Here is a 19887-nt window from a genome sequence, read left to right as displayed (position 1 = left end):
GGCATGACGACAGAGGCGAGGCCCAGCCCTCGGGAGCGGCTGCTGGAGACAGCGGCCGGCCTCTCGTACCAGCAGGGCGTCGGCATCGGCATCGAGGCGCTGTGCAGGACGGCGGGCGTGTCGAAGCGCTCCATGTACCAGCTCTTCGACAGCAAGGACGAGCTGCTCGCAGCGAGCCTGGAACGGGGTGCCACCGCCTATGCGGCGTCGCTCCTGCCCGCGGCCGACGACGCCCGTGGGCACCGTGAGCGGATCCTGCACGTCTTCGAGCAGATGGAGGTCCAGGCGGGGGCGCCTGAGTTCCGTGGCTGCCGATATCTCGCCGTCCAGATCGAGCTCAAGAACCCGGGCCACCCGGCCAGCCGGGTCGCCCGCCAGGTCAAGGAGAGGCTCGCGGAGTTCTTCCACGCCGAGGCCGCCGGGGGCGGGGCCCCGGACCCGGACCTGCTGGCGCGGCAGCTCATGCTCGTCTTCGACGGCGCGAGCGCACGTGCGGGGATCGGAGCCGATCATCTGACAGGGCTCATGCTGCCCACTGTCCGCACCCTGCTGGACGCGGCGGGGATGCGCTGACCGGCATGGTCCTGCGCCTCGCCGCGCCGGGCCCGACAGGCACATTTGCGACATTCATGTTTGCGCAAGGAAACCGATCGGTTTACCGTGTGCCCGGACGGCACTCGGTGAACATCGCAAGACCTTGTACCGGCTAGTCGGCGGCGAGGGGTACCGTGGCGTCACAGACTTGCTGGAAACCCTGCCGGAGCGCCCGTTGAAGGCTCCGCAACTCCAAGACCAACGTGGCAGGGTTCGGACGCCGACCATCGAGCGCCCGACCCAGCAGCGAGAGCGCACGACAGACGCAGTAGGAGAGACAAGAGTGACCCTCAGTACCGAAGCAACGAATTTCGGGTGGCTGCTCGACAACTTCGTGCGCACCGTCCCTGGCAGCCGGCACACGCTCGTCGTGTCGGCGGACGGCCTGCTCATGGCGATGTCGGACCAGCTCGACCGCACCAGCGGTGACCAGCTCGCAGCGATCGTCTCGGGCATGTCGAGCCTGACGCGCGGGGCTTCCCGTCAGCTCAACGGCGGCAACGTCCGGCAGACGATCATCGAGATGGACAAGGGATTCCTGTTCCTGATGAGCGTCTCGAACGGGTCGGTGCTCGGCGTGGTGGCAGAGTCCACGTGCGACATCGGCCTCGTCGGCTACGAGATGGCCCTTCTGGTGTCCCGCACCGAGGCGACCCTGACGCCGCAGCTGATCTCGGAGATGCGGGGCAGCCTCCCGACGGACCGCCAGGCCCGCGGTATCTGACCGTCTCGTGCTGACCGGTCGCTGCTGACCGGTCTGACGGCGCACCCCCTGGCCGACGGCGTCCAGGGGGTCGCCGAGGTCCACCTCGTCGCGTTACGCGACCGGCTCGGGCTCGACGGCAGGGTCGGCGTCATAGGCCGGCAGGCCGTCGATGCTCGTGAGGTTCTTGCGCCGCCGGTACTCCTGCTGCCCGGCCTCCCCCTTGCGCTCGAAGTAGGGCCCCATCAGGTCCCGCTCGCCCTCGTACGCCATGAGGGGCACGCCCCAGCCACAGCTGTCGGAGACCCGCTCGACGTCGACCACGATGACCGCACGGGCACCGGGGATGTCGGTGAACCCGCCGGCGAGGGCGGGGTACTCGTCGTCGTACCGGGTCACCACGCGACCGGTCCCGTGGAACCGGACGATGTTCGGCGCGCCGTCGAACGCGCAGAACATCACCGTGATCCGGCCGTTCTCGCGAAGGTGCGCCACCGTCTCGCTGCCGCTCCCGGTGGCGTCGAGCCACGCGAACGTGTGCTCGTCGAGCACGGCGAAGGTGCCGGGCACGCCGCGCGGCGAGACGTTGACGTGCCCGTCCGCGGCGAGCGGCGCCGTCGCGACGAAGAACATGGGCTGCCGCTCGACGAACTCACGCAGCCGGCCGTCGATACGCTCGTGGAGTTTCATGCCCGCATGCTGCCAGACCGACCGGCTAGGCGGCGGGGCTGACCGCGTTCCGTGCTGCCCGGTTCCGCAGATCGCCGACCAGGAGCCCTATCAGCAGCGCGGCGCCGACGAGCCTCAGATCGACGGGGGCACCCGGCCCCGCCATCGTGTAGATCAGGTACGCCACCGCGGTGACGACGACCGCCACCGGGGCCAGGACGAGGAACCGCCGCACGGTCTGCACGGGCTCATGGTGACTGCTGCCCGCCGGGATGACCAGGAATGGCCCTCTGCCCGTCGACCAGTATCTTCGTCGCCCTGTCGATGTTGTCGGCGCACAGGTAGACCCCGACGATGAACTGGATGACGCCGGCGACGATCGCCATGCCGCCGAAGATCCACGCCAGAGCCACGACCGACCCGTTCCATCCGACGAACAGACCCCCCAGGAGCACGACAGCCACTCCCCCGAAGGCCAGGCCGAGCCCCAGCGCGAGAGCACTGGCCGAGCTGTGGACCTCCCGCTCGTCGGAAGCGGCGTTCGTGGTGCCGGTCATGTTGTCGCTGGTCTCGTAGCTCACGAGGTGAAGCGTGCCATCGAACCGTCCGGGAATCGACGGAAGTAGGGCGTGAACAGCGGATCAGCCGGTCAGTCGGCGTGGGCGGCGTCGTAGGCGGTCTGGTTCTGGTGAATGTCCTGGTGGTGGGTGCCTGCCCAGTCGATGAGGGACAGCACGATGTCGAGCAGCGTGGTCCCGAGCGCCGTGAGGGCGTACTCGACGCGGGGCGGGACCTCGGCGTAGGCGGTCCGGGTGATGAGGCCGTCGCGCTGGAGCTGGCGCAGCGTCAGCGTCAGCATGCGCTGCGAGATGCCGGGGATGGCGCGTTGCAGATCGGTGTACCTCAGCGGACCGTCCTGCAGGGTCGCGACCACGAGGGTGCTCCACTTGTCGCCTGCCCTGGCCATGATCTGGCGGATGGTGTCGATGCTCTCGACGGGCCAGCGGGAGCAGGGGCCCGGGAGCGCGGTGTCGTCGTCCTGGGCTGCGACGGAATCCATGAGCACCGTGCCTTTCTCTCCGGTTACGCACACGCATGTGCCTTTTGTAGGCCTCCCGATCCTCACTCATGATGGGGCTACGCACAAATAGTGCGTACTGGATTCACCGTGAGGTGGTCCGACCTTCCCCCAAGCTGAGGAGAACCACCCGTGCCTGTCATCGCCATCATCGGAGCCGGACCCGGCCTGGGCATCGAGATCGCCCGCGCCTTCGGCGCCAAGGGCTTCACCGTCGCCCTGATCGCCCGCAACGCCGCCAAGCTCGACACGCTCGCAAGCCAGCTGCGGGACGAGGGCATCGAAGCCGCAGCCTTCCCCGCCGACATCGCTCAGCCCGACACGATCACCCGCGCCTTCGCCGAGATCAAGGAGCGCCTCGGACGCGTCGACGTCCTGGAGTTCTCCCCCGCCGACCGCGGCCTCGGCATGACGAGCGTCCTGGACGTCGACCGCGCCACTCTCGCGCCCCAGCTCGACTTCTACCTGCACGGCGGGATCCACGCGATCAAGCAGGTCATCCCGGACATGATCGAAGCCGGGAGCGGCACGATCCTGGTGACCAACGGGGCCGGCGCCATCAACCCCGTGCCCTTCCTGGCCGACATCAACATCGCCGCCGCGGGCCTGCGCAACTGGACCCTGAACCTGCACAACGAGCTGAGCCGGCACGGCATCTACGTGGCCCACGTCGGCATCAGCGCCTGGATCGGAGGCGGCAACCCCGACGCCGAGGCCAGCGCGATCGCAGCCGTCTACCCCAAGCTCTACGAGACCCGCACCGAGCCCGAGCTGCACTACATCGCCCTCGACGAGTAGTCACGGTGCGGAGCGGTGCCTCGCGGGGAGAAAGCCGCGCCCAGGGCGCGGGTCACGTCAAGCCGTGGCTCGCGCCGGCCGGTATCGCATGGCGACCGCCCCCGACCGGAACTCCTGGCGGTCCACGAGCTCGAGCTGGATACGCTCACGCAGGCCGGCGAGCAATGTCGGCCCGTGTCCGGCGATCACCGGCTGTACGACGAACTCGTACTCGTCGATCAGCCCCAGGTCCGCCAACGCCAGAGGCAGCGTCACGCCACCCACCCACAGACCCTCGCCCGGCTGCTCCTTGAGCCGTTGAACGGCTGGCCCCAGGTCGCCTCGCACCAGCTCCGCGTTCCAGTCGGCCTCGCTCAGCGTGCTCGACACGACGTGCTTCTTCGCCTGGTCGATGGCCTCGGCGAACGGGATCTCCTGCTCACCCATCCAGTCAGGCCACGTGCCCGTGGCCGGCCGCCGCCACGCCGACTCCATCATCTCGTACGTCACGCGGCCGAAGAGCAGGGCGTCGGCCCGCTCCATCTCAGCGGTCCAGTAGCTCATCGACTCCTCGTCCGGAGGGAGTCCTGCCTCGTGATGGCAGCAGCCGTCGAGCGTGACGTTGATCGAGTATCGGAGTGGTCTCATCTTTGCTGTTCTCCCTTGAGGCGCGTCCGCGTTCGCGGAACGTACTCAGCTCAGACGACTACCGGTGCCCCTACTCATCGGTGCCCCGGTCCACCTCGGCAGCGCCGACCGCTCAGCGGCTGCTGACCTTGCCGACGAGGGAAGCGATCGGCGCGATCACCAACGGTCTCGCCGCGACGACCGCCGCGACCGCGAGGACGAGCCCTCCTGCGAACCAGGCGAAGCCCACCCAGCTGACCGTGTCCTGGGCCGCGAACATGTGGTTCAGGTTGCGCAGCGCTCCCGTGGCGAACACCAGGGTGACGTGCACGATCACGAACAGCACGAAGAAGAGCATCGTCGGGAAGTGGATCGCCCGGGCCACCGGCGCCGGGTAGATCCTGTTCAGGCGTTCCGCGTTCTTGGGCCACCACTCGCTCATCCGCAGCCCGGTGATCGCGGCCAGCGGGGCGGCGACGAACACCACCGTGAAGTACATGAGCTGCTGCAGGCTGTTGTAGTTCACCCAGCCGTGCTCGGTGGGCCACTCCAGCGTGAGGTACTGCAGCATCGCCGACGCAGCGTTCGGGAAGACCTCCCACGAGGTCGGCACGATCCGTATCCAGTGGCCGGTCACGAACAGGAGCACCACGAACGCGGCCCCGTTGGCCAGCCACAGCAGGTCGATGCCGGTGTGCAGCCACAGGTTGATGCTGATCTTCTTGCCGCCCTTGGCGGGCGTCCAGTACGCGGGCGGGGTCTTCTGGTACCGCACCTGCAGACCCGTGCGGACGATCAGCACCATGAAGAAGAAGTTGAGGTAGTGCATCCAGTTCGCCCAGACGGGGAAGCCGACCGGGGCGGACTCGGGCAGGTCGTACGACCCGGGGTAGCGCTCCAGGAACTCGGGCACGCCCGGCAGCGTGGTCACGCCGCGCGCGGCCAGCACGATGATCCCCGCAGCGGCGACGACGCCGGCCAGCCCCCACCCGAGGATCCGCGCCCACTCGCCCAGGGTGCGCGAGCCGATCCGGCGCGGCTCCCGCGCGGGCTCGGCGGGTCGCGCGGGGGCGGTCGGGCGTACGGGCGGGGTCGGGCGGGCCGGCTCGGTCGCGCTCACAGGCGCGGCCGGTGCCTCAGGAGCAGGTTCGACGGCGGCAGGCGGCTCGACGTCAGCCGGCTCGGCAGGGGAAGGCTCGACCGTCGCCGGCGCGGTAGTGACTACGGGAGCAACGGGGACTCGCCGCTGGACCGTGACCGTCTCCGCCGCAGGCCAGGGCTCGCCGCCGGCGACACGCGGCAGGCCGCGACGCAGCGCCACCTGCTCCGTGACGGTTTCGGCAGCCGGTCCAACCGGACCGACGGCGACGGGAACCTCCGCAGCGGCGGGCGGCTCCGCGGTCGCGGTAACCGTCTCCTCATCCACGACGGCGGTCTCGCCCGCCGCTGCAGGCACGTCAGCGGACGGGGTCACCGCCAGGGCCGGAGAACGCTCCACCCGGACGACGGCAGCCGGCGGCCAGGGCTCGCCACCGGCGACACGCGGCAGGCCACGACGCACGGTGACCTCAACGGCGTCGGCCGGAGCCGAAGCGTGCTCGGCACCAGCCGCGGGCCCGGCAGCCGCCACAGCGAGCGCGGGCTCAGCCGCCTCCGGCGCTGCGGTGCCCTCAGCCACTGCCGGAGCCGGCGCCGCGCCGGCCGGCGGCCAGCCCGGTCCGCCCGGATGACGCGGCAGCCCCTGACGAAGACCCTGGGTGAACGTCGCCACGGTGGTTACGCCTTCGCCTTCTCGATCTCGGCGATGAGCTGCGGCACGACGGTGAACACGTCGCCCACGATCCCGAAGTCGGCGATCTCGAAGATCGGGGCGTCCTCGTCCTTGTTGATCGCGACGATGGTCTTGGCGGTCTGCATGCCGGCGAGGTGCTGGATCGCGCCGGAGATCGCCAGGGCGATGTAGAGCTGCGGCGCGACCTGCACGCCCGTCTGGCCCACCTGGGCCGACGACGGCACGAAACCGGCGTCGACCGCGGCGCGCGACGCACCGACCGCGGCGCCGAGCGCGTCGGCGAGCTGCTCGACGAGGGCGAAGTCCTCCTTCGAGCCCAGGCCCCAGCCGCCCGAGACGACCTTCGCAGCTCCGCGCAGGTCGGGGCGCCCGGCAGTCTTCTCGGCGACCTCTACCGAACCGATCGTCGCGGCGGCGACACCGCTCGCGGCCACCTCCAGCATGATCTCGGCCAGCGGCCGCGCCTCGGCGCGCGCTTCGACGGCACCCTGACGGACCGTGATGACCGGCGCTCCGTGCGTCACCGTAGAGGTCACCGTGTAGGACCCGCCGTAGGCGGAGCTGCGGGCGATGACGCCCTGGTCGTCACGGGCCACCTCGATCGCGTCCATGACCAGGCCCGAGCGGGCGCGCACGGCGAAGCGGGCGGCGGCCTCCCGGCCGTCGACCGAGTGGGACGCCAGGACGGCGTCGGGCCGGGCCAGGGCCGCGGCGGCGACCAGGGCGTCGACCACGCCCACCTGGCCGTCGGCCGGCGCAGGGGCGCGCAGCACGGTGGCGGCGCCCAGCTCGGCCGCGGCCTTGGCGGCCGCGTCGTCGCCGAGGACGAGCGCGACCGGCGTCCCGACGGTCGAGGCCGCACCCAGCAGCGCGGCCGAGGACTTCGCGAGCGCGCCGTCGGGCGTCGTGTCGAGCAGAACCAGGATCGAGTCAGCAGCGATAGTCATCGTCGTCCCCCTTCTCAGATCAGGTGGTTCTCGGCCAGGAAGGCCGACAGTCGGACGGCGGCGTCGCCGTCGTCGTCGGTGATCTTCACGCCCCCGCCTCGCGGAGGACGGGCGTCGATCGCGAGCATGATCGAGCGCGCCGTGCTCAGGTCGTCCGCGTCGATGCCGAGGTCGGCGAGCGAGAGCACCTCGACCGGCTTCTTCTTCGCCGCCATGATCCCCTTGAAGCCCGGGAACCGGGGGTCGGGGAGCGCCTCGGTCACCGACACGACGGCCGGCAGCGGTGCGCTCAGACCCACCGCCGCATCCTCCGACACACGCGTGCCGCTGACCTCGGCGTCCCCGATCGTCACCGCTGTGAGGTTCGTCAGGCTCGGCAGCCCCAGGTGCTCGGCCACCATCGCCGGCAGCACCCCGCCCATGCCGTCCGTGGACTGGTTGCCGGCGAGCACCAGGTCGTACCCGACCCGGCCGAGCGCCGCGGCGATGACCTCGGCCGTCAGCCCGAGGTCCGCGCCGACGAGCCCGCCGTCGACGACGTGCGTCGCGCTCGCCGCACCCATCGCGAGGCACTTGCGGATCGACGTCGTCGACTCCTCGGGACCGACGGCCAGGACGTGCACGTCCGTGCCCTCGTGCGCCTCGGCGTAGGTGAGCGCGACCTCCAGGGCGCGCTCACCGATCTCGTCGGCGACGAGAGCTGCCGTGGCACGGTCGGCGAGACCCGTCTCCAGGCTGAGCGTGCGCTCAGCGTTGGTGTCGGGCACGACTTTCACCAGGACGACGATCCTCATGGGCGAACTCTGCTCTTTCCTCGAACGGCTGACGTGGAGAGACTACTTGCGGCCGGTGATGCTGCGAGCGACGATCTCGCGCATGACCTCGTTCGTGCCGCCGTAGATGCGGTGGACACGGGCGTCGAGGAAGGCCCGCGCGATCGGGTACTCCAGGATGTAGCCGTACCCGCCGTGCAGCTGGACGCCCTGGTCGAGGATCTCCCACTCGCGCTCGGTGCACCAGAACTTGACCTTCGCGGCCTCGTCGGCGCTGAGCTTGCCCTGCCGGTATAGGTTCATCGCGCGGTCGACGTAGGCCCACATGACGTCCACCGTGGTGGCCATCTCGGCCAGCCGGAACCGGGTGTTCTGGAAGTCGATGACCGGCTTGCCGAACGCCTCGCGGCTCGTCGTGTAGTCGATCGTCCACTTCACGCCGGCCTCGGCCACCGCGGCGGCGACGGCACCGATCGAGAGGCGCTCCAGCGGCAGGTTCATCATGAGGTGCACGAACCCGCGGCCCTCGACGCCACCGATGAGGTTCTCGTCGGGCACGAAGACGTCGCTGAAGCTCAGCTCGGCCGTGTCGTGGCCGGGGAAGCCCATCTTGTGCAGCTTCTTGCCGTGCTCGAACCCGGCCATGCCGTCCTCGAGGATGATCAGGCTGAAGGCGTCCGGGCGGTTGCCCTCACCGGTCTTGACGAACGTGACCACGATGTCCGCCGTCTTGCCGCTGGAGATGAACGTCTTGGCACCGTTGACGAGGTAGCCGCCGTCGACCTTCTTCGCGGTGGTCCGCGCGGCCCGCAGGTCGCTGCCCGCACCCGGCTCTGTCATCGCGAGCGCGCCGAGGATCTCGGCCGTTGCCATCTTCGGGAGCCACTTCGCCTTCTGGGCGTCGGTGCCGAAGTGGGCGATGTACGGCACCGCGAGGTCGTCGTGGATGCCCACGGCCCCGGCGAGCGCCGAGCCGTGGCCGCAGCCGATGAGCTCCTCGTTGACCACGCTGCGGAAGCGGTAGTCCATCAGCATCCCGGCGCCGCCGAACTCCTCCGGCACGGAGAGCCCGACGATGCCGTGCTCCGCCGCCGCCTTCATGGTCGCGCGGTCGACCTCACCGTCGGCGTCCCACTGCTGCGCCTTCTCCTGGGTGACGTAGCGCTTGACGAACTCCTTCACGACCTCGCGGAACGCCTCGTGGTCCTCGTCATAGATGTCACGCTGCATGGCTTCGCCTTTCGTTGGGCCGGGCGGCTGTGGTGCCCGGCGCATGGAGGGGAAATACCGTGTTCCGGCCGGTCGGCCTCGACGTTACCCAGGGGCGCGCAGTGAGGACAGTCGTCGTGTCGTCAGCTCGCACAGCGGATCCCGTCCTGCTCGTCGTCGAGGGGCATGATGCGTCGGCGTCGCGCCGCCACCGGGGCACTGGCGAGTATGCCTGAGACCCAGTATCAGATCAAGCGCCAGCGGCCGACGGCGGTGTCCGGGCGGAGGTCCGAGCCAAGGCAACAGGCTGAAACGGCGTCTCCTGACCAGCCCTACCGGCTCAAGGCGTCCCGTACCGACGGCCAGGACTTCAGGACCCCGAGAACCTCGGCGTTCCGCTCGGCCGCGAGCGCCGACTCGTAGGACCGTTCGAGCACGTCGTCGATCGCGACCCTGCGTCCCTGGGCCGCGCTCTGGATCGCCGCCTCGACCATGGCGAGACTCATGACGTTGGCGTGCACGCGACCCATCGGCTCGGTGCCGAGGCGGAGGGCGGCGACGAACTCGCGCAGGGATCCCGCGATCTCGTGCCCTGGGTCCTCGGCGTCCGTGACGGACGTCTCCGGGGCACTGACGGGTTCGCCGTCGCCGTCCCAGAGCACGGTGCCGCGCTCGGCGGAGATCCGCCAAGCGCCGTTCCAGGAGGTCTCGAAGCCGGGGCTGCACCACGAGCCGTTGAAGGTGAAGCGGGCGCCGCCCTCCATGGCGAAGACCGCGGTGGCGGCCGCGTCGCCGGCGTACCAGCTCCACGGCGGGTTGTACTCCTCGCAGGAGACCGAGACGGGGTCGGCGTCGAGCAGGAACCGCGCCATGTCGAACTGGTGGATCGCCATGTCCAGCAGCAGAGGACTCGCCATCTCCTCGCGGAAGCCGCCGAAGTGCGGGGCCTTGAAGAACTCGACCGCGACCAGGCCGACGGCGCCGAGCGCCGCCACCTGCCGCTTCACGGTGAAGAGCGACCGGTGATAGCGGCGGGACTGGCTGACCATGAACAGCTGCCCGGTGTACTCGGCCGCGGCCGCGAGCGAAAGCCCTTCGGCCACGCTCGCGGCGACCGGCTTCTCCCCCAGGACCGGAATCCCGGCCAGCAGGGCGGCGGTCGTGACCGGGTGGTGCGCTTCGGGGACGGTGGCATTGAGGATCGCGTCCGCTCCGGTACGGCGAGCGAGCTCGACGGCGTCAGCCCCGACCGCGAGACCCTGGATGCCGGTCTCCGCAGCGGCCGATTCGGCCGCTGCCGGGAACAGATCGGCGATGCCCACGAGCTCGGTATCGGCGTCCGCCTGGATCGCCCGGGTCCAGGCCCGGCCCATGCCGCCCGCGCCGACCACGACGAGGCGCAGGGGACCTTCGGTCTCGATGGTCCGGAAGGTCATCGCTCGAACGCCCCTCGGTAGCCCTGGCCGTTGAAGAAGTCGTCGGTCTCGTAGCGCAGGAGCGTCGGCGTCTCGCGCTCGCGGTCGGGCCGGGCCCATTCGATGCCGTTGGCGATCACGTGGTTCACGTCCCGGTGGTGGTAGACGGGAAAATCCTGGTCGCCGGGGCTGAAGTAGAAGATGCGGCCGAAGCCGCGGCGGTAGGTCAGGCCGCTGCGGAAGACCTCGCCGCCACTGAAGCCGCTGATGAAGACCAGCTCGTCGGGGGTCGGCACGTCGAAGTACTCGCCGTACATCTCCTGCTCGGGAATGATGATCGGGTTGGGGATACCGCGGGCGATGGGGTGCTGCGGGTTCACGGTCCACACCAGCTCGCGGTCGCGCTCGCTGCGCCAGCGCAGCGAGCAGGTGGTGCCCATGAGCTTTACGAAGATCTTGGACCAGTGTCCGGAGTGGAGCACGACGAGGCCCATGCCGGCCAGGACATGGCGGTGGACCCGCTCGACCACCTCGTCGGCGACGTCGCCATGGGCAGCGTGTCCCCACCAGACGAGCACGTCGGTCTGATCCAGCACATCGGAGGTCAGCCCGTGCTCGGGCTCGTCGAGGGTGGTCGTGGCGATGCGGGCCTTGTCCCCGAGCCACTCGCCGACGCCCTTGGCGATCGCGCCGTGCATGCCGTCCGGGTAACGCTCGGCGACGGACGGCTCGACCTGCTCGTGCCGGTTCTCGCCCCACACGAGGACCCGGATCGGTGCGTTCGGCATGTCTGCTCCTCCAGTTTCTGGACCCGGCCCACGGCACCACGTAGGGCGCGCCTGGGCTGCCCGCCAGACGTGGCGGCGGTGCATGCCCATCGAAGCAGTACCGACAGGCCAAGACCAGCGGTATTGCCGGTCACGGCCCTGCGGAGCGCGGAGTCGAGTCGACGCTGTGCCCGTAGGGTGTCTCGCGGTCCTCGCCCAAGGCGTGCTGGCTCCGGATGACCGCGTCCGATTGGAGAGGGTGGCAGCCCGTTCGAGCCGGGCCGAGTCCCGGGGGTGCCCCGTCATCGCGCGGGGCGCCCCAAGCCGCGGGCAGCCTTGAAGAGCACTCGCCGGACGATCAAGACGGGCGTGAGGTCGCTACGGTGCGCCCGTGAGCTACGACATTCTCGCGTTCGACCCGGCAGCCGTCTCCGACGCTGACTTCCCTGCGTGGTGGGACGTGCAGTCCGAGTGGTCCGAGGACCATTCATACGACGACCCAGAAGTGACGACGGCGAATCTCCGGTCCTTCTACAACGAGCTAGTCCAGACCTTCCCGCCCATGAACGGTCCGGGTGCGCCGACGGACGAGGCCTGGCATCACGACGCCGAGCTCTTGAGCCGGATGTCGGACTATTGCATCGGCACCTCGCTGGTCTACGTGGCGTTCTCCTGGAGCCAGGTACGGGTGGCGCGAGCCGCCTTCGCAGCGCTGGCTGCAAAGCACGGAGTGGCGGTCGCGATGGTCAGCGATGACGGATCGATCCTGCGGCCGTAACTCGTCTTCAGATCCGGAGGCTGAGTGGTCAGACGGCGCGCAGCGCTCGGGGACGCCGGCCGGCCAGCCCGTCGAGCGCGTCCGACGTCGCCTCGTCCGCCGGCAGGAGCACGATCAGGCGCTGACCGTCGGCGTCGGGCAGCGCCAGGGTCTCGCTGTCCAGCCGGAGATCGCCGGCCACCGGGTGCCGCATCCGTTCCGTGCCGGTGCGGTAGCGCGGGACCAGCGGCGCGGCATACCGGTCGGTGAACTCCGCTCCCGCCAGCACGGCCATGGCCTCGGCGAGCTCGGCGACGTGCGGGTCACCGGGCAGCGACTCCATCCGGAGCGCCGCGACCTGCCGGTCGGCTTCGTTCGCCCAGTCCGGGAACGCCTCGCGAGCGAGGGGCTCGGTGAGGACGAACCGGAGCAGGTTCGGGTGACCGTCGTCGAACAGGCCGAACGGTTCGAGCAGACGGCGGTACGTGCTCGTCGCGGCCAGGACGTCGCCCACGCGGTTGAGCAGCACTGCCGGTGACGGCTCCAACCGGTCAAGGAGCGCGCGGACGGGCGGCCGGACCGAGTCGGCCGGCGGGTCGGTGGTGCAGGCGCCGTTGGTTCCCTTGCTGGCGCGGAGCAAAAGGAACCGGTCCTGCGCGGGCAGGCGGAGCGCGTCAGCCAGAGCGCCGAGGATCTCCGGGGACGGATGCTTGTCCCGGCCCTGCTCCAGGCGCGTCAGGTACTCGACGCTCACCCCGGCCAGAGTGGCCAGCTCGGAGCGGCGCAAGCCCGGTGTCCGACGTCGGATGCCGCGCGGCAGGCCCACGTCCTCCGGCGCGAGGGCCTCGCGATGTGCGCGCAGGAGCGCTCCGAGCTCACTGGTCATGTACGTGAGCCTAGACGGGTGAGATGCGCGGAGGGTGGCCCGCTCAGGGCCAGTCTCCGGCCGGTCTGGTTGACCGACGGCGGTACGCGCACGGTTGAGCCATGGACATCGGACTTCAGGATCGGACAGTCATCGTGACCGGCGCGTCGGGCGGCGTCGGGCGACGGATCGCCACCGCCTTCGCGGCGGAGGGCGCGAACGTGGTGGTCACCTACCGCAACGCCCGCGACGAAGCGCAGAAGGTCGCGGACGAGATCGGCGACCGCGCCGTCGTCGTGCAGTACGACCAGGCGGACCAGGGCGCGGCCGAGGCCCTCGTCGCCGCCGCGGTCGAGGCCACCGGACGGGTAGACGTGCTCGTCAACAACGCGGTGGCCTGGGGAGACATGGTGCCGTTCGACACCGTGCCCGACGAGGAGTGGACGGCGCTGGTCCGCAGCAACGTCGAGGGCGCGATCCGGCTGACACGTGCCGTGACGCCGCTGATGCGGGCTGCGGGCTGGGGGCGGCTCGTGCACCTCTCGTCGTCGCTCGTGACCGACGGCGTGGCCGGCGCCGAGTACTACAGCGCGGCCAAGGCGGCGCTGCACGGCTTCAGCCGGTCGGTCGCGTTCTCGCTCGGGCAGGACGGCGACCTGCTGTCCAACGTGGCGATGCTGGGGCTCACCCGGACGGCCACGAACACCCACATCGTCGACCAGGTGGGGCAGATGTACGCGGAGCGGTCTCCGCTCGGCCGGCTGCTGGACGCTTCGGAGGTGGCGACCGCCGTGGTCTGGCTGGGCTCCGCTGCGAATACCGCGGTCAACGGTCAGGTGGTTGGGTTGACTGGCGGGGCGTAGCCGTACGACACAATGCAGACAGCGGCCGGGCGCGTTGGACTCCAACGCTCCCGGCCGTTGCCATGTAGAAGTCGAATGGGCTCGTGCGGGCTTTTTGCGAACCACCTGCGGGCTGCGTGTTGCGTGTGGTTCCGATGGTCGCGCTCTGGTCAGCGACGTCTGGCACAGTCTCGGTATGCGCGGACGGCAGCGGCGATGCTGCCGGCTTCGACCTCCCAGCGCCCCTCCATCAGCTCCACACGACTCAAGAGCCGCAACGCCGAGCTCACCTGCCCGAACATGCCACCCCGTAGCCGGCCTGCAAGCTCGACGCCCGCGGGCGTCAGCGTGAGTCGATCGGACGCGGCAGGTTCCATCAGGCCGGAGGCGACCAGCCGCCCAACGCCGATGGCAAGTTCCTCGTCGGTAAAGATGGCGTGGTTGCAGGCGTCGCCGTATGCGATGACGTCACTCAGCGTGGGCTCCGCTGCGCCGGCGACGGCGGTCATGACCCATGCGTCCGCGTGCGTCCATGCCACTGGCACCGATGAATCTGGGTGTGGCTTCGGTTCCTTCACCGTCGCATACTCCCAGCCCAGCCAGCACTCCTGTGTCATCTCAGCCCGCGCCAAGGCTGCGTTCGACCCTAGGGTGTTGAACATGTGCTGCGCTCCCGCCGTTGCGGCCACAAGCCGATGAACCAGAGCACCCATCCCGAAGAGATACCGGCCGAGGTCTTGAGCGACGTGGCCAGTGCGATCGGGGCAGAGGTCACTCTTCTCAGTCGCCTCATCGGAGGCGTCAATGGGGGTGCCGTGCGCGTCCAACTGGCCGGAAGCGCAGATGCAGTTCTCAAAGCAGAACCCCTCGCACATCCCGACCACCTGGACGAGACGTTGCGCGCCCAGAGAGTGGTCGAGCACATGCGCAGGCGTGGCTATCCCACGCCCGCCTGGCTCGCAGTAGGTGCCACCGCCACGCATGTATGGCACCTGATGGACTTCGTCGATGCGGCTCCCGCGTCAGAGCTGATCCCGTCCCTCATCGAGCAGCTGATGGAGATCATCGAGCTCCAGGCCGGCCAGGCCTCCGAGCCCTACGACCACTGGTCGTACGTCTGGCGGGTCGCCGCAGGCCGGGATTCGGCTGTCGCCGGGCAGGTTCTCGACGAGGCGCCCGAGCATTCGCAGCTCCGCCAGTCCATGTCCAGGCTCTCGGAGCACTCCTCCGAGGTGTCGGCCCTGGTCGAGCGCCTGCGCCTCGCGTGTGCCGGCGTCCCGCCGCCACGAGACGCACCTGACATGGTCCATGCCGATCTCGCGACCCCTGGCAACATCCTGGTCCGTGACGGAGCGGTGGTGGCGGTCGTGGATATCGGGAACGCAGGTAGCGGCACGCGCGCGATCGATCTCACTACCCTCTTGTGGTACTCCTTCACGGACCCGCTGCTGGACGATGTCCGCCGGCGGCTATGGACGAGAATCCTCGACCTGGTCGGCTGGGACGGGGCGGCGGTGCTCACCGCGGCGCACATCCTCCACATGCTCGAGATCCCCGTCCGTCATGGGCGCCACGACGTCGTTCCAGGGGTGGTCGAGCGCGGCCATCGTGCCCTCGACGAGCTGGACGCGCTGCGCTAGTCGCGTGGCGAATCCGCCGCCAACCTCACCAGTAGGCTCGTCCTGATCCTCGCCCAAGGCGCGCTGGCTACCGGATGACCGCGTCCGATCGGAGAGGGTGGCAGCCCGTTCGAGCCGGGCCGAGTCCGGGGGCGCTTCGTCATCGCACGGGGCGCCCCAAGCCTCGGGTAGGCCCGGCAATTACGCGCCAGCGGCGGATGGCGATCAGTGCGCCGATCACACCAAGTCTTGCTGGTGCACGCCAGTCCGAGCCCGGCAGGCTCAGGTGTCGTAGCGGCCGTCCCAGGGCTCATGGAAGCCGAGCTGATTCGGATAGAGCTCGACCCAGTCAGGATCTGTGCCCTCGCCGTGACACTCCAGGACCAGACCGAACAAGACCCCGTCGTGCGTGGTCTGAAACGGACGGATCGCGATGTTGCCGAACTCGCGCCCCGGAAGCGCGTCGAGCCGATCCGCAAGCCATTCCTCCAGGCCCGGTGCGACGGTGACACCGTCCTGCTCCTCGCGGACAGTACGACCGGTAAGAATTTCGGAATCGACGTAGCACCCGTCGTCGTCGAACCGGTGCAGCACAGCGAATGCGAGCTTGTGATCCTGCCAATCGCCCCACGTAGCGTTGTACCCGTCGCGGAATGCGTAGGTGAGCGACGCGAAGAACAGCCCGCCGTCGTACCGGCCGATGGTGGGAGTCCGGTAGCCGGGCTCGTGGGAAATGGGGATCAGATCGGGAACCGGCATGGCCGGCATCTTGCCAGCCCTCACTGACACGCCGAGCACGCCTGGACAGGCGGGAGGTCCCACCGACTGCCTGGGAGGATCCCGGTACACAGTCATGTGTACTCACATGCACCAGGCACTTCTGGCCGCTGCTCTAGCGGAGGTCAGAGCGTTAAAGGCGGACGAGCCGGTCTGTATGCCGGGTAAGTGCCGCTGGGGAAGCGCGACGGCGTGGTTGTGCCCGTCCAACCAGCCCCCGCGACTCAGCGACTGCCGGTCAGACCCGACTCCACCGCTGGTTCGCGTTGGAGTGGCACGACCACAGGATCACGGCCGTGCCGTTCGCCGTGGCCGCGCCGTTCACGTCGAGGCACAGCGACGGGAACCGAACGCTGCTGATCGAGCTGCCGCTGGACGTCCACTGCTGGTTGTTGGCCCCGTTGCAGTCCCACAGCCGGACCCGGGTGCCGTTCGCGGCGTCGGCAGGGACGTCCAGGCACTTGCCCAGCAGCCGCAGCGTCTGGCCGTTCTGGGTGATCTGCTGGTTGGAGCCGTTGTAGCAGTCCCAGATCTGCAAGCCCGTGCCGTTGGTGGTGGTGCCGTTCGGCACGTCGAGACACCGGCCCGCGGACTCGCTCCGCAGCCGGAACGTGCTGCCCGAGGAGACGCCGTTGAGCGTGTCGAGGACGGCATAGTAGGCGGGCTTCTTGTTTCCCGAGCGGTCGAACAGCAGCGGGTTGTCCGTGCGCCAGGAGGTGTCGTCGCGCACACCCCACACCGTGATGCCGTTGCACCGTGAGACCGCCAGGCACGCCCGGGTCACCGCCGCGTAGATGTTGGCCTGGTTGTTGCCCTGCTCTACGTCCAGCTCGGTGATCTGCACGTCGACACCCAGGTCCGCGAACCGCTGCAGGTTGGCCTGGTAGTCGCTGGAGAGCGAGGTCCCCAGGTGCGACTGGAAACCGACGCAATCGATCGGCACCCCACGGGCCTTGAAGTCCCTGACCATGTTGTAGATGCCGGTCGACTTCGCGTTGATCCCGTCGGTGTTGTAGTCGTTGTAGCAGAGCTTGGCGCCCGGGTCGGCCGCCCGCGCGGCCCTGAACGCCGCCTCGATCCAGTCGTTCCCCGTGCGCTGGAGGTTCGAGTCCCGCCGGCCACCCGAACCGCCGTCGGCGAACGCCTCGTTGACGACGTCCCACGAGTGGATCTTGCCGCGGTAGTGGGTGGCGACCTGCGTGATGTGGTTGAGCAGCGCGTTGCGCAGCGCACTGCCCTCCATGCCCTGCATCCAGCCCGGCTGCTGGGCGTGCCACGCGAGAGTGTGGCCGCGCACCTGCTTGCCGTTCTGGATCGCCCAGTTCGCGATCTGGTCGCCGCGTGAGAAGTTGAACTGGTTCTGCGACGGCTCGGTCGCGTCCATCTTCATCTCGTTCTCGGCCGTGATCATGTTGAACTCACGGTTCAAGATCGTGGTGTACGCCGACTCGCTCAACCGCCCAGCCGGCACCGCCGCACCGAAGTACCGCCCGCTCTGCGCAGCCGCGGCGCCCAACGTGCTCTCCGCGGCCTGCGCCGGCGCGGCAGCCATCAAACCGGCGAACACCGATGCGACGCACAAGGCCGCGCCCAGCAAGGCGCGACGGCCAGGTCTTGATGTAGTCCTCATCGCAACTCCTCTTCTACGGCACCTGGCGTCTTCGACAGGTGGGGTACCGAACAGAGACTCCGGTCGTGTGACATCACATAACTTCGCGAGCCGGCCCCCGAGCAAGGAGTTAAACGATTAGTAGGCCCACAGGATGATCTGAGCCGGAGCGCCGCGTTCCGACGTTCTTGGGTCAGTCCGCTCTCGCTCGGTACAAGCGGTGTTCCGGTGGTGCCAGTAGCATCCCGGCATGACAGCCGCTCAAAGCCCTCCTCCACGGGTTTCAGGCGGCTGGACGAGAATCGTCCTGGTGCCGGTTGGCGTCGTACTCCTGCTCATCGGGGCATCCCAGGTCTCCGCCTGGACGGCGTACAAGCTCGGGGCCTTGCCGATGGGACTGTGGCAGGTTCTGGAACACGGCGGGTTCAACGGTGTCCTCGGTGAGAACCTCGGCGCCGCGATCGGGCGAGGTCTCGCATGGACCGTCGGCTTCGTCATCGTCTCGGCGGTCATACTCGGCATCGTGAGACGCCGGGCGGCGCACAGGCTCCCGGTGGGCGTCGTCGTGCTCGGTGCGGTGTTCGTAACGTCATGGGCGGTCCCGGGAAGCGCCGGTCTGACGCATGGCGGCGCGCGGCATGACTTTGACACGCTGCGCCCCGCGCTCGACCACGTCGTCGAACGCGCAGTGCAGGGCGATCTCGACGGGTCATATGCCGAGCTTCCCCGGACCCTGGACTTCGTCTCCGTGACCGGCTCCGTCGACGTGTACCGCGAGTCCGAAGGCCCTGGTGCGGTAACCATCTTCGTTCCGCAGTGGGCACGGCTGGTCGACGATGCGGGCGGCTACATCTACTCACCCCACCGCAGACCCGACGTAAACATGCATGGCATGGCCTGCACCGCCCCGACCCGGCTGGACGACGGCTGGTGGTCTTGCGGGATGAGTGCAGGCTCCGGCTGAGGCCGCTGGCCGGGAATGCTGGGAACTCCAGACGTCACTGGTGGGTGGAACGCCCGAGCGTCGAATGGACCCGGTTGTACCGGCGAGACCATTTCGGGCCGTTGATGGTTATCCGGCTCGCTGCGCGAGGCTCCCCTCCGGACGGCCTCGCACAATGTGACTGCTCGGGCTTCTCCGGCCACCGCTCCGACGCAGGTCAAAGCGTTAAAAGCGGACGAGCCGGCCTGTACGCCGGGTTCTCCCGGAGGGTGTGGCGGTATGTCTCGCGGTGTCCGACAAGTTGGTTGGGCACCGCGAGATCGTTGGAACTTCGCTGTTCTGCCGGGTCCGGGGCGCGTTGGTGGAGGTGGCGTCGCATGGGCTCAGACAGCGCTCATGTGTACCCGATGTGTACCGAGCGGCTCTTCAATCGGACCGCGTGCAGGCTCGCCGCCGTCCGGGTGTGAACCGCCTTGCGCTTGGCTCTTCACTCCCGATAGAAGACCTCGTCGTCCTCGCTCGGTACGAGCGGCGCGAACTGCCGAAGCTCGGCGCCGCGGATCATCCACAGCCGGAAGCCCTCTTCCTGGTCCATCACGAACAGTTGCGCCGCGTTCGGCTCGCGCCACGGCATCTCGAAGAAGCGCTGCCGGACAGCATCAAGGTCAGCATGGTTCAGCGCACCCGCCCACACCTCGCACTCGGGCGCCTTCCACCCGCCCCATCGGCTGTCCTCCGCGCTTGTGAGCAAGCTCAGGTAGCCCACTCCGCCACGCTCAGGACGCGACCGGAGGGGAGCTTCCGTCCGCAGCCACTCGCTCAGCGCCTCCGCGTTCTCGTTGTCGTCCATGTCGACCGAGATCATGACGTTCGCCACCCAACTCATAGCGAGCGTTCTACCGGAGCGGACAGCAGGTCACCAATGAGCGGTGCTCAGCGCCTACACGACGGTACCTATCGCGTCTTCGTCAACTCAGCGAGACCTACGGCACCTCCTGGCTACGCAGCGACTGGCAGTCCTACCCCCAGGTTGAAGCGATCGACCCAGGCTGCACCCTAGGCTCGGTGCTCGCATCGTCGATGTGGCGCCCGGGTGCCGGCCAGTGTCGCACGGCGCACACGAT

General features: G+C 69.1%; 23 protein-coding genes. 7 read left to right on the top strand and 16 right to left on the bottom strand.

Features of this window, described 5'->3' with window-relative positions:
* Nucleotides 1-3 precede the first annotated feature (3 nt).
* Entirely contained in the window at nt 4-573 is a 570-nt protein-coding gene (locus tag ACNYC2_RS06890) for a TetR/AcrR family transcriptional regulator (RefSeq protein ID WP_419706314.1), read from the top strand.
* Nucleotides 574-877: 304 nt separating this feature from the next.
* The gene (locus tag ACNYC2_RS06885) at nt 878-1318 is read left to right on the top strand and encodes a roadblock/LC7 domain-containing protein (RefSeq protein WP_419706313.1); all 441 of its coding nucleotides are present in this window, start codon (nt 878-880) and stop codon (nt 1316-1318) included.
* Between the two features lie 93 nt (nt 1319-1411).
* Here the strand turns inward: ACNYC2_RS06885 and ACNYC2_RS06880 are convergent, their stop codons facing one another.
* From ACNYC2_RS06880 to ACNYC2_RS06865, 4 genes are all read right to left on the bottom strand, one after another.
* Nucleotides 1412-1987, bottom strand: a complete 576-nt coding sequence (locus tag ACNYC2_RS06880; RefSeq protein ID WP_419706312.1) for a pyridoxamine 5'-phosphate oxidase family protein — start codon at nt 1985-1987, stop codon at nt 1412-1414.
* A gap of 25 nt (nt 1988-2012) precedes the next feature.
* Nucleotides 2013-2210 carry a hypothetical protein gene (locus tag ACNYC2_RS06875; RefSeq protein ID WP_419706311.1) on the bottom strand — a complete coding sequence of 66 codons (198 nt, stop codon included), beginning with the start codon at nt 2208-2210 and terminating at the stop codon, nt 2013-2015.
* A gap of 4 nt (nt 2211-2214) precedes the next feature.
* Nucleotides 2215-2547: a hypothetical protein gene (locus ACNYC2_RS06870; protein WP_419706310.1), complete on the bottom strand. Its 333-nt coding sequence runs from the start codon at nt 2545-2547 to the stop codon at nt 2215-2217.
* Between the two features lie 68 nt (nt 2548-2615).
* A complete protein-coding gene (locus ACNYC2_RS06865; RefSeq protein WP_419706309.1) occupies nt 2616-3026 on the bottom strand; it encodes a winged helix-turn-helix transcriptional regulator in 411 nt (136 codons plus the stop codon).
* A 150-nt stretch (nt 3027-3176) separates the two neighbouring features.
* Between ACNYC2_RS06865 and ACNYC2_RS06860 the strand changes: the two genes are divergently transcribed.
* Nucleotides 3177-3842: an SDR family NAD(P)-dependent oxidoreductase gene (locus ACNYC2_RS06860; protein ID WP_419706308.1), complete on the top strand. Its 666-nt coding sequence runs from the start codon at nt 3177-3179 to the stop codon at nt 3840-3842.
* 57 nt (nt 3843-3899) lie between these two features.
* Here ACNYC2_RS06860 and ACNYC2_RS06855 read toward each other — a convergent pair whose 3' ends face one another.
* The 7 genes from ACNYC2_RS06855 to ACNYC2_RS06825 form a co-directional block, all read right to left on the bottom strand.
* Nucleotides 3900-4469 carry a dihydrofolate reductase family protein gene (locus ACNYC2_RS06855; protein WP_419706307.1) on the bottom strand — a complete coding sequence of 190 codons (570 nt, stop codon included), beginning with the start codon at nt 4467-4469 and terminating at the stop codon, nt 3900-3902.
* Between the two features lie 112 nt (nt 4470-4581).
* On the bottom strand, nt 4582-6219 hold the full coding sequence (locus tag ACNYC2_RS06850) for a cytochrome b/b6 domain-containing protein (RefSeq protein ID WP_419706306.1): 1638 nt from the start codon (nt 6217-6219) through the stop codon (nt 4582-4584).
* Between the two features lie 5 nt (nt 6220-6224).
* A complete protein-coding gene (locus tag ACNYC2_RS06845) occupies nt 6225-7187 on the bottom strand; it encodes an electron transfer flavoprotein subunit alpha/FixB family protein (protein WP_419706305.1) in 963 nt (320 codons plus the stop codon).
* Nucleotides 7188-7201: 14 nt separating this feature from the next.
* Entirely contained in the window at nt 7202-7981 is a 780-nt protein-coding gene (locus ACNYC2_RS06840; RefSeq protein ID WP_419706304.1) for an electron transfer flavoprotein subunit beta/FixA family protein, read from the bottom strand.
* A 42-nt stretch (nt 7982-8023) separates the two neighbouring features.
* Nucleotides 8024-9190, bottom strand: coding sequence for an acyl-CoA dehydrogenase family protein (locus ACNYC2_RS06835; protein ID WP_419706303.1), 1167 nt, complete (start codon nt 9188-9190; stop codon nt 8024-8026).
* 311 nt (nt 9191-9501) lie between these two features.
* Nucleotides 9502-10605: a Gfo/Idh/MocA family protein gene (locus ACNYC2_RS06830; RefSeq protein ID WP_419706302.1), complete on the bottom strand. Its 1104-nt coding sequence runs from the start codon at nt 10603-10605 to the stop codon at nt 9502-9504.
* Entirely contained in the window at nt 10602-11372 is a 771-nt protein-coding gene (locus ACNYC2_RS06825; RefSeq protein WP_419706301.1) for a ThuA domain-containing protein, read from the bottom strand. Before ACNYC2_RS06825 ends, ACNYC2_RS06830 begins: the two co-directional genes overlap by 4 nt.
* A 370-nt stretch (nt 11373-11742) precedes the next feature.
* On the opposite strand from ACNYC2_RS06825, the gene ACNYC2_RS06820 reads away from it, so the two are divergent.
* Nucleotides 11743-12129, top strand: coding sequence for a hypothetical protein (locus ACNYC2_RS06820; protein WP_419706300.1), 387 nt, complete (start codon nt 11743-11745; stop codon nt 12127-12129).
* A 28-nt stretch (nt 12130-12157) separates the two neighbouring features.
* Here the strand turns inward: ACNYC2_RS06820 and ACNYC2_RS06815 are convergent, their stop codons facing one another.
* Nucleotides 12158-12994 (bottom strand): helix-turn-helix domain-containing protein, encoded by an 837-nt coding sequence (locus ACNYC2_RS06815; RefSeq protein WP_419706299.1) that lies wholly within the window; start codon nt 12992-12994, stop codon nt 12158-12160.
* A 101-nt stretch (nt 12995-13095) separates the two neighbouring features.
* Between ACNYC2_RS06815 and ACNYC2_RS06810 the strand changes: the two genes are divergently transcribed.
* On the top strand, nt 13096-13836 hold the full coding sequence (locus ACNYC2_RS06810; protein ID WP_419706298.1) for an SDR family NAD(P)-dependent oxidoreductase: 741 nt from the start codon (nt 13096-13098) through the stop codon (nt 13834-13836).
* A 149-nt stretch (nt 13837-13985) separates the two neighbouring features.
* Here the strand turns inward: ACNYC2_RS06810 and ACNYC2_RS06805 are convergent, their stop codons facing one another.
* Complete coding sequence (locus ACNYC2_RS06805) at nt 13986-14324, bottom strand: hypothetical protein (protein WP_419706297.1); 339 nt, start codon at nt 14322-14324, stop codon at nt 13986-13988.
* Between the two features lie 186 nt (nt 14325-14510).
* Here ACNYC2_RS06805 and ACNYC2_RS06800 point away from each other — a divergent pair, with 186 nt between their 5' ends.
* Nucleotides 14511-15455: a phosphotransferase family protein gene (locus ACNYC2_RS06800; RefSeq protein ID WP_419706296.1), complete on the top strand. Its 945-nt coding sequence runs from the start codon at nt 14511-14513 to the stop codon at nt 15453-15455.
* Between the two features lie 261 nt (nt 15456-15716).
* Here the strand turns inward: ACNYC2_RS06800 and ACNYC2_RS06795 are convergent, their stop codons facing one another.
* Nucleotides 15717-16193: a hypothetical protein gene (locus tag ACNYC2_RS06795; protein ID WP_419706295.1), complete on the bottom strand. Its 477-nt coding sequence runs from the start codon at nt 16191-16193 to the stop codon at nt 15717-15719.
* A 256-nt stretch (nt 16194-16449) separates the two neighbouring features.
* Nucleotides 16450-17763: an endo-1,4-beta-xylanase gene (locus tag ACNYC2_RS06790; protein WP_419706294.1), complete on the bottom strand. Its 1314-nt coding sequence runs from the start codon at nt 17761-17763 to the stop codon at nt 16450-16452.
* 307 nt (nt 17764-18070) lie between these two features.
* Between ACNYC2_RS06790 and ACNYC2_RS06785 the strand changes: the two genes are divergently transcribed.
* Nucleotides 18071-18784 (top strand): hypothetical protein, encoded by a 714-nt coding sequence (locus ACNYC2_RS06785; RefSeq protein WP_419706293.1) that lies wholly within the window; start codon nt 18071-18073, stop codon nt 18782-18784.
* A gap of 466 nt (nt 18785-19250) precedes the next feature.
* Here the strand turns inward: ACNYC2_RS06785 and ACNYC2_RS06780 are convergent, their stop codons facing one another.
* Nucleotides 19251-19628, bottom strand: coding sequence for a squamosa promoter-binding protein 15 (locus tag ACNYC2_RS06780; RefSeq protein ID WP_419706292.1), 378 nt, complete (start codon nt 19626-19628; stop codon nt 19251-19253).
* Nucleotides 19629-19887: the final 259 nt, after the last annotated feature.

It is taken from the genome of Promicromonospora sp. NFX87 (assembly GCF_048564965.1).
Taxonomy (GTDB): domain Bacteria; phylum Actinomycetota; class Actinomycetes; order Actinomycetales; family Cellulomonadaceae; genus Promicromonospora.
The sequence above is the reverse complement of the archived record's forward strand: the minus strand, read 5'-3'. Positions and strand labels throughout refer to the sequence as shown.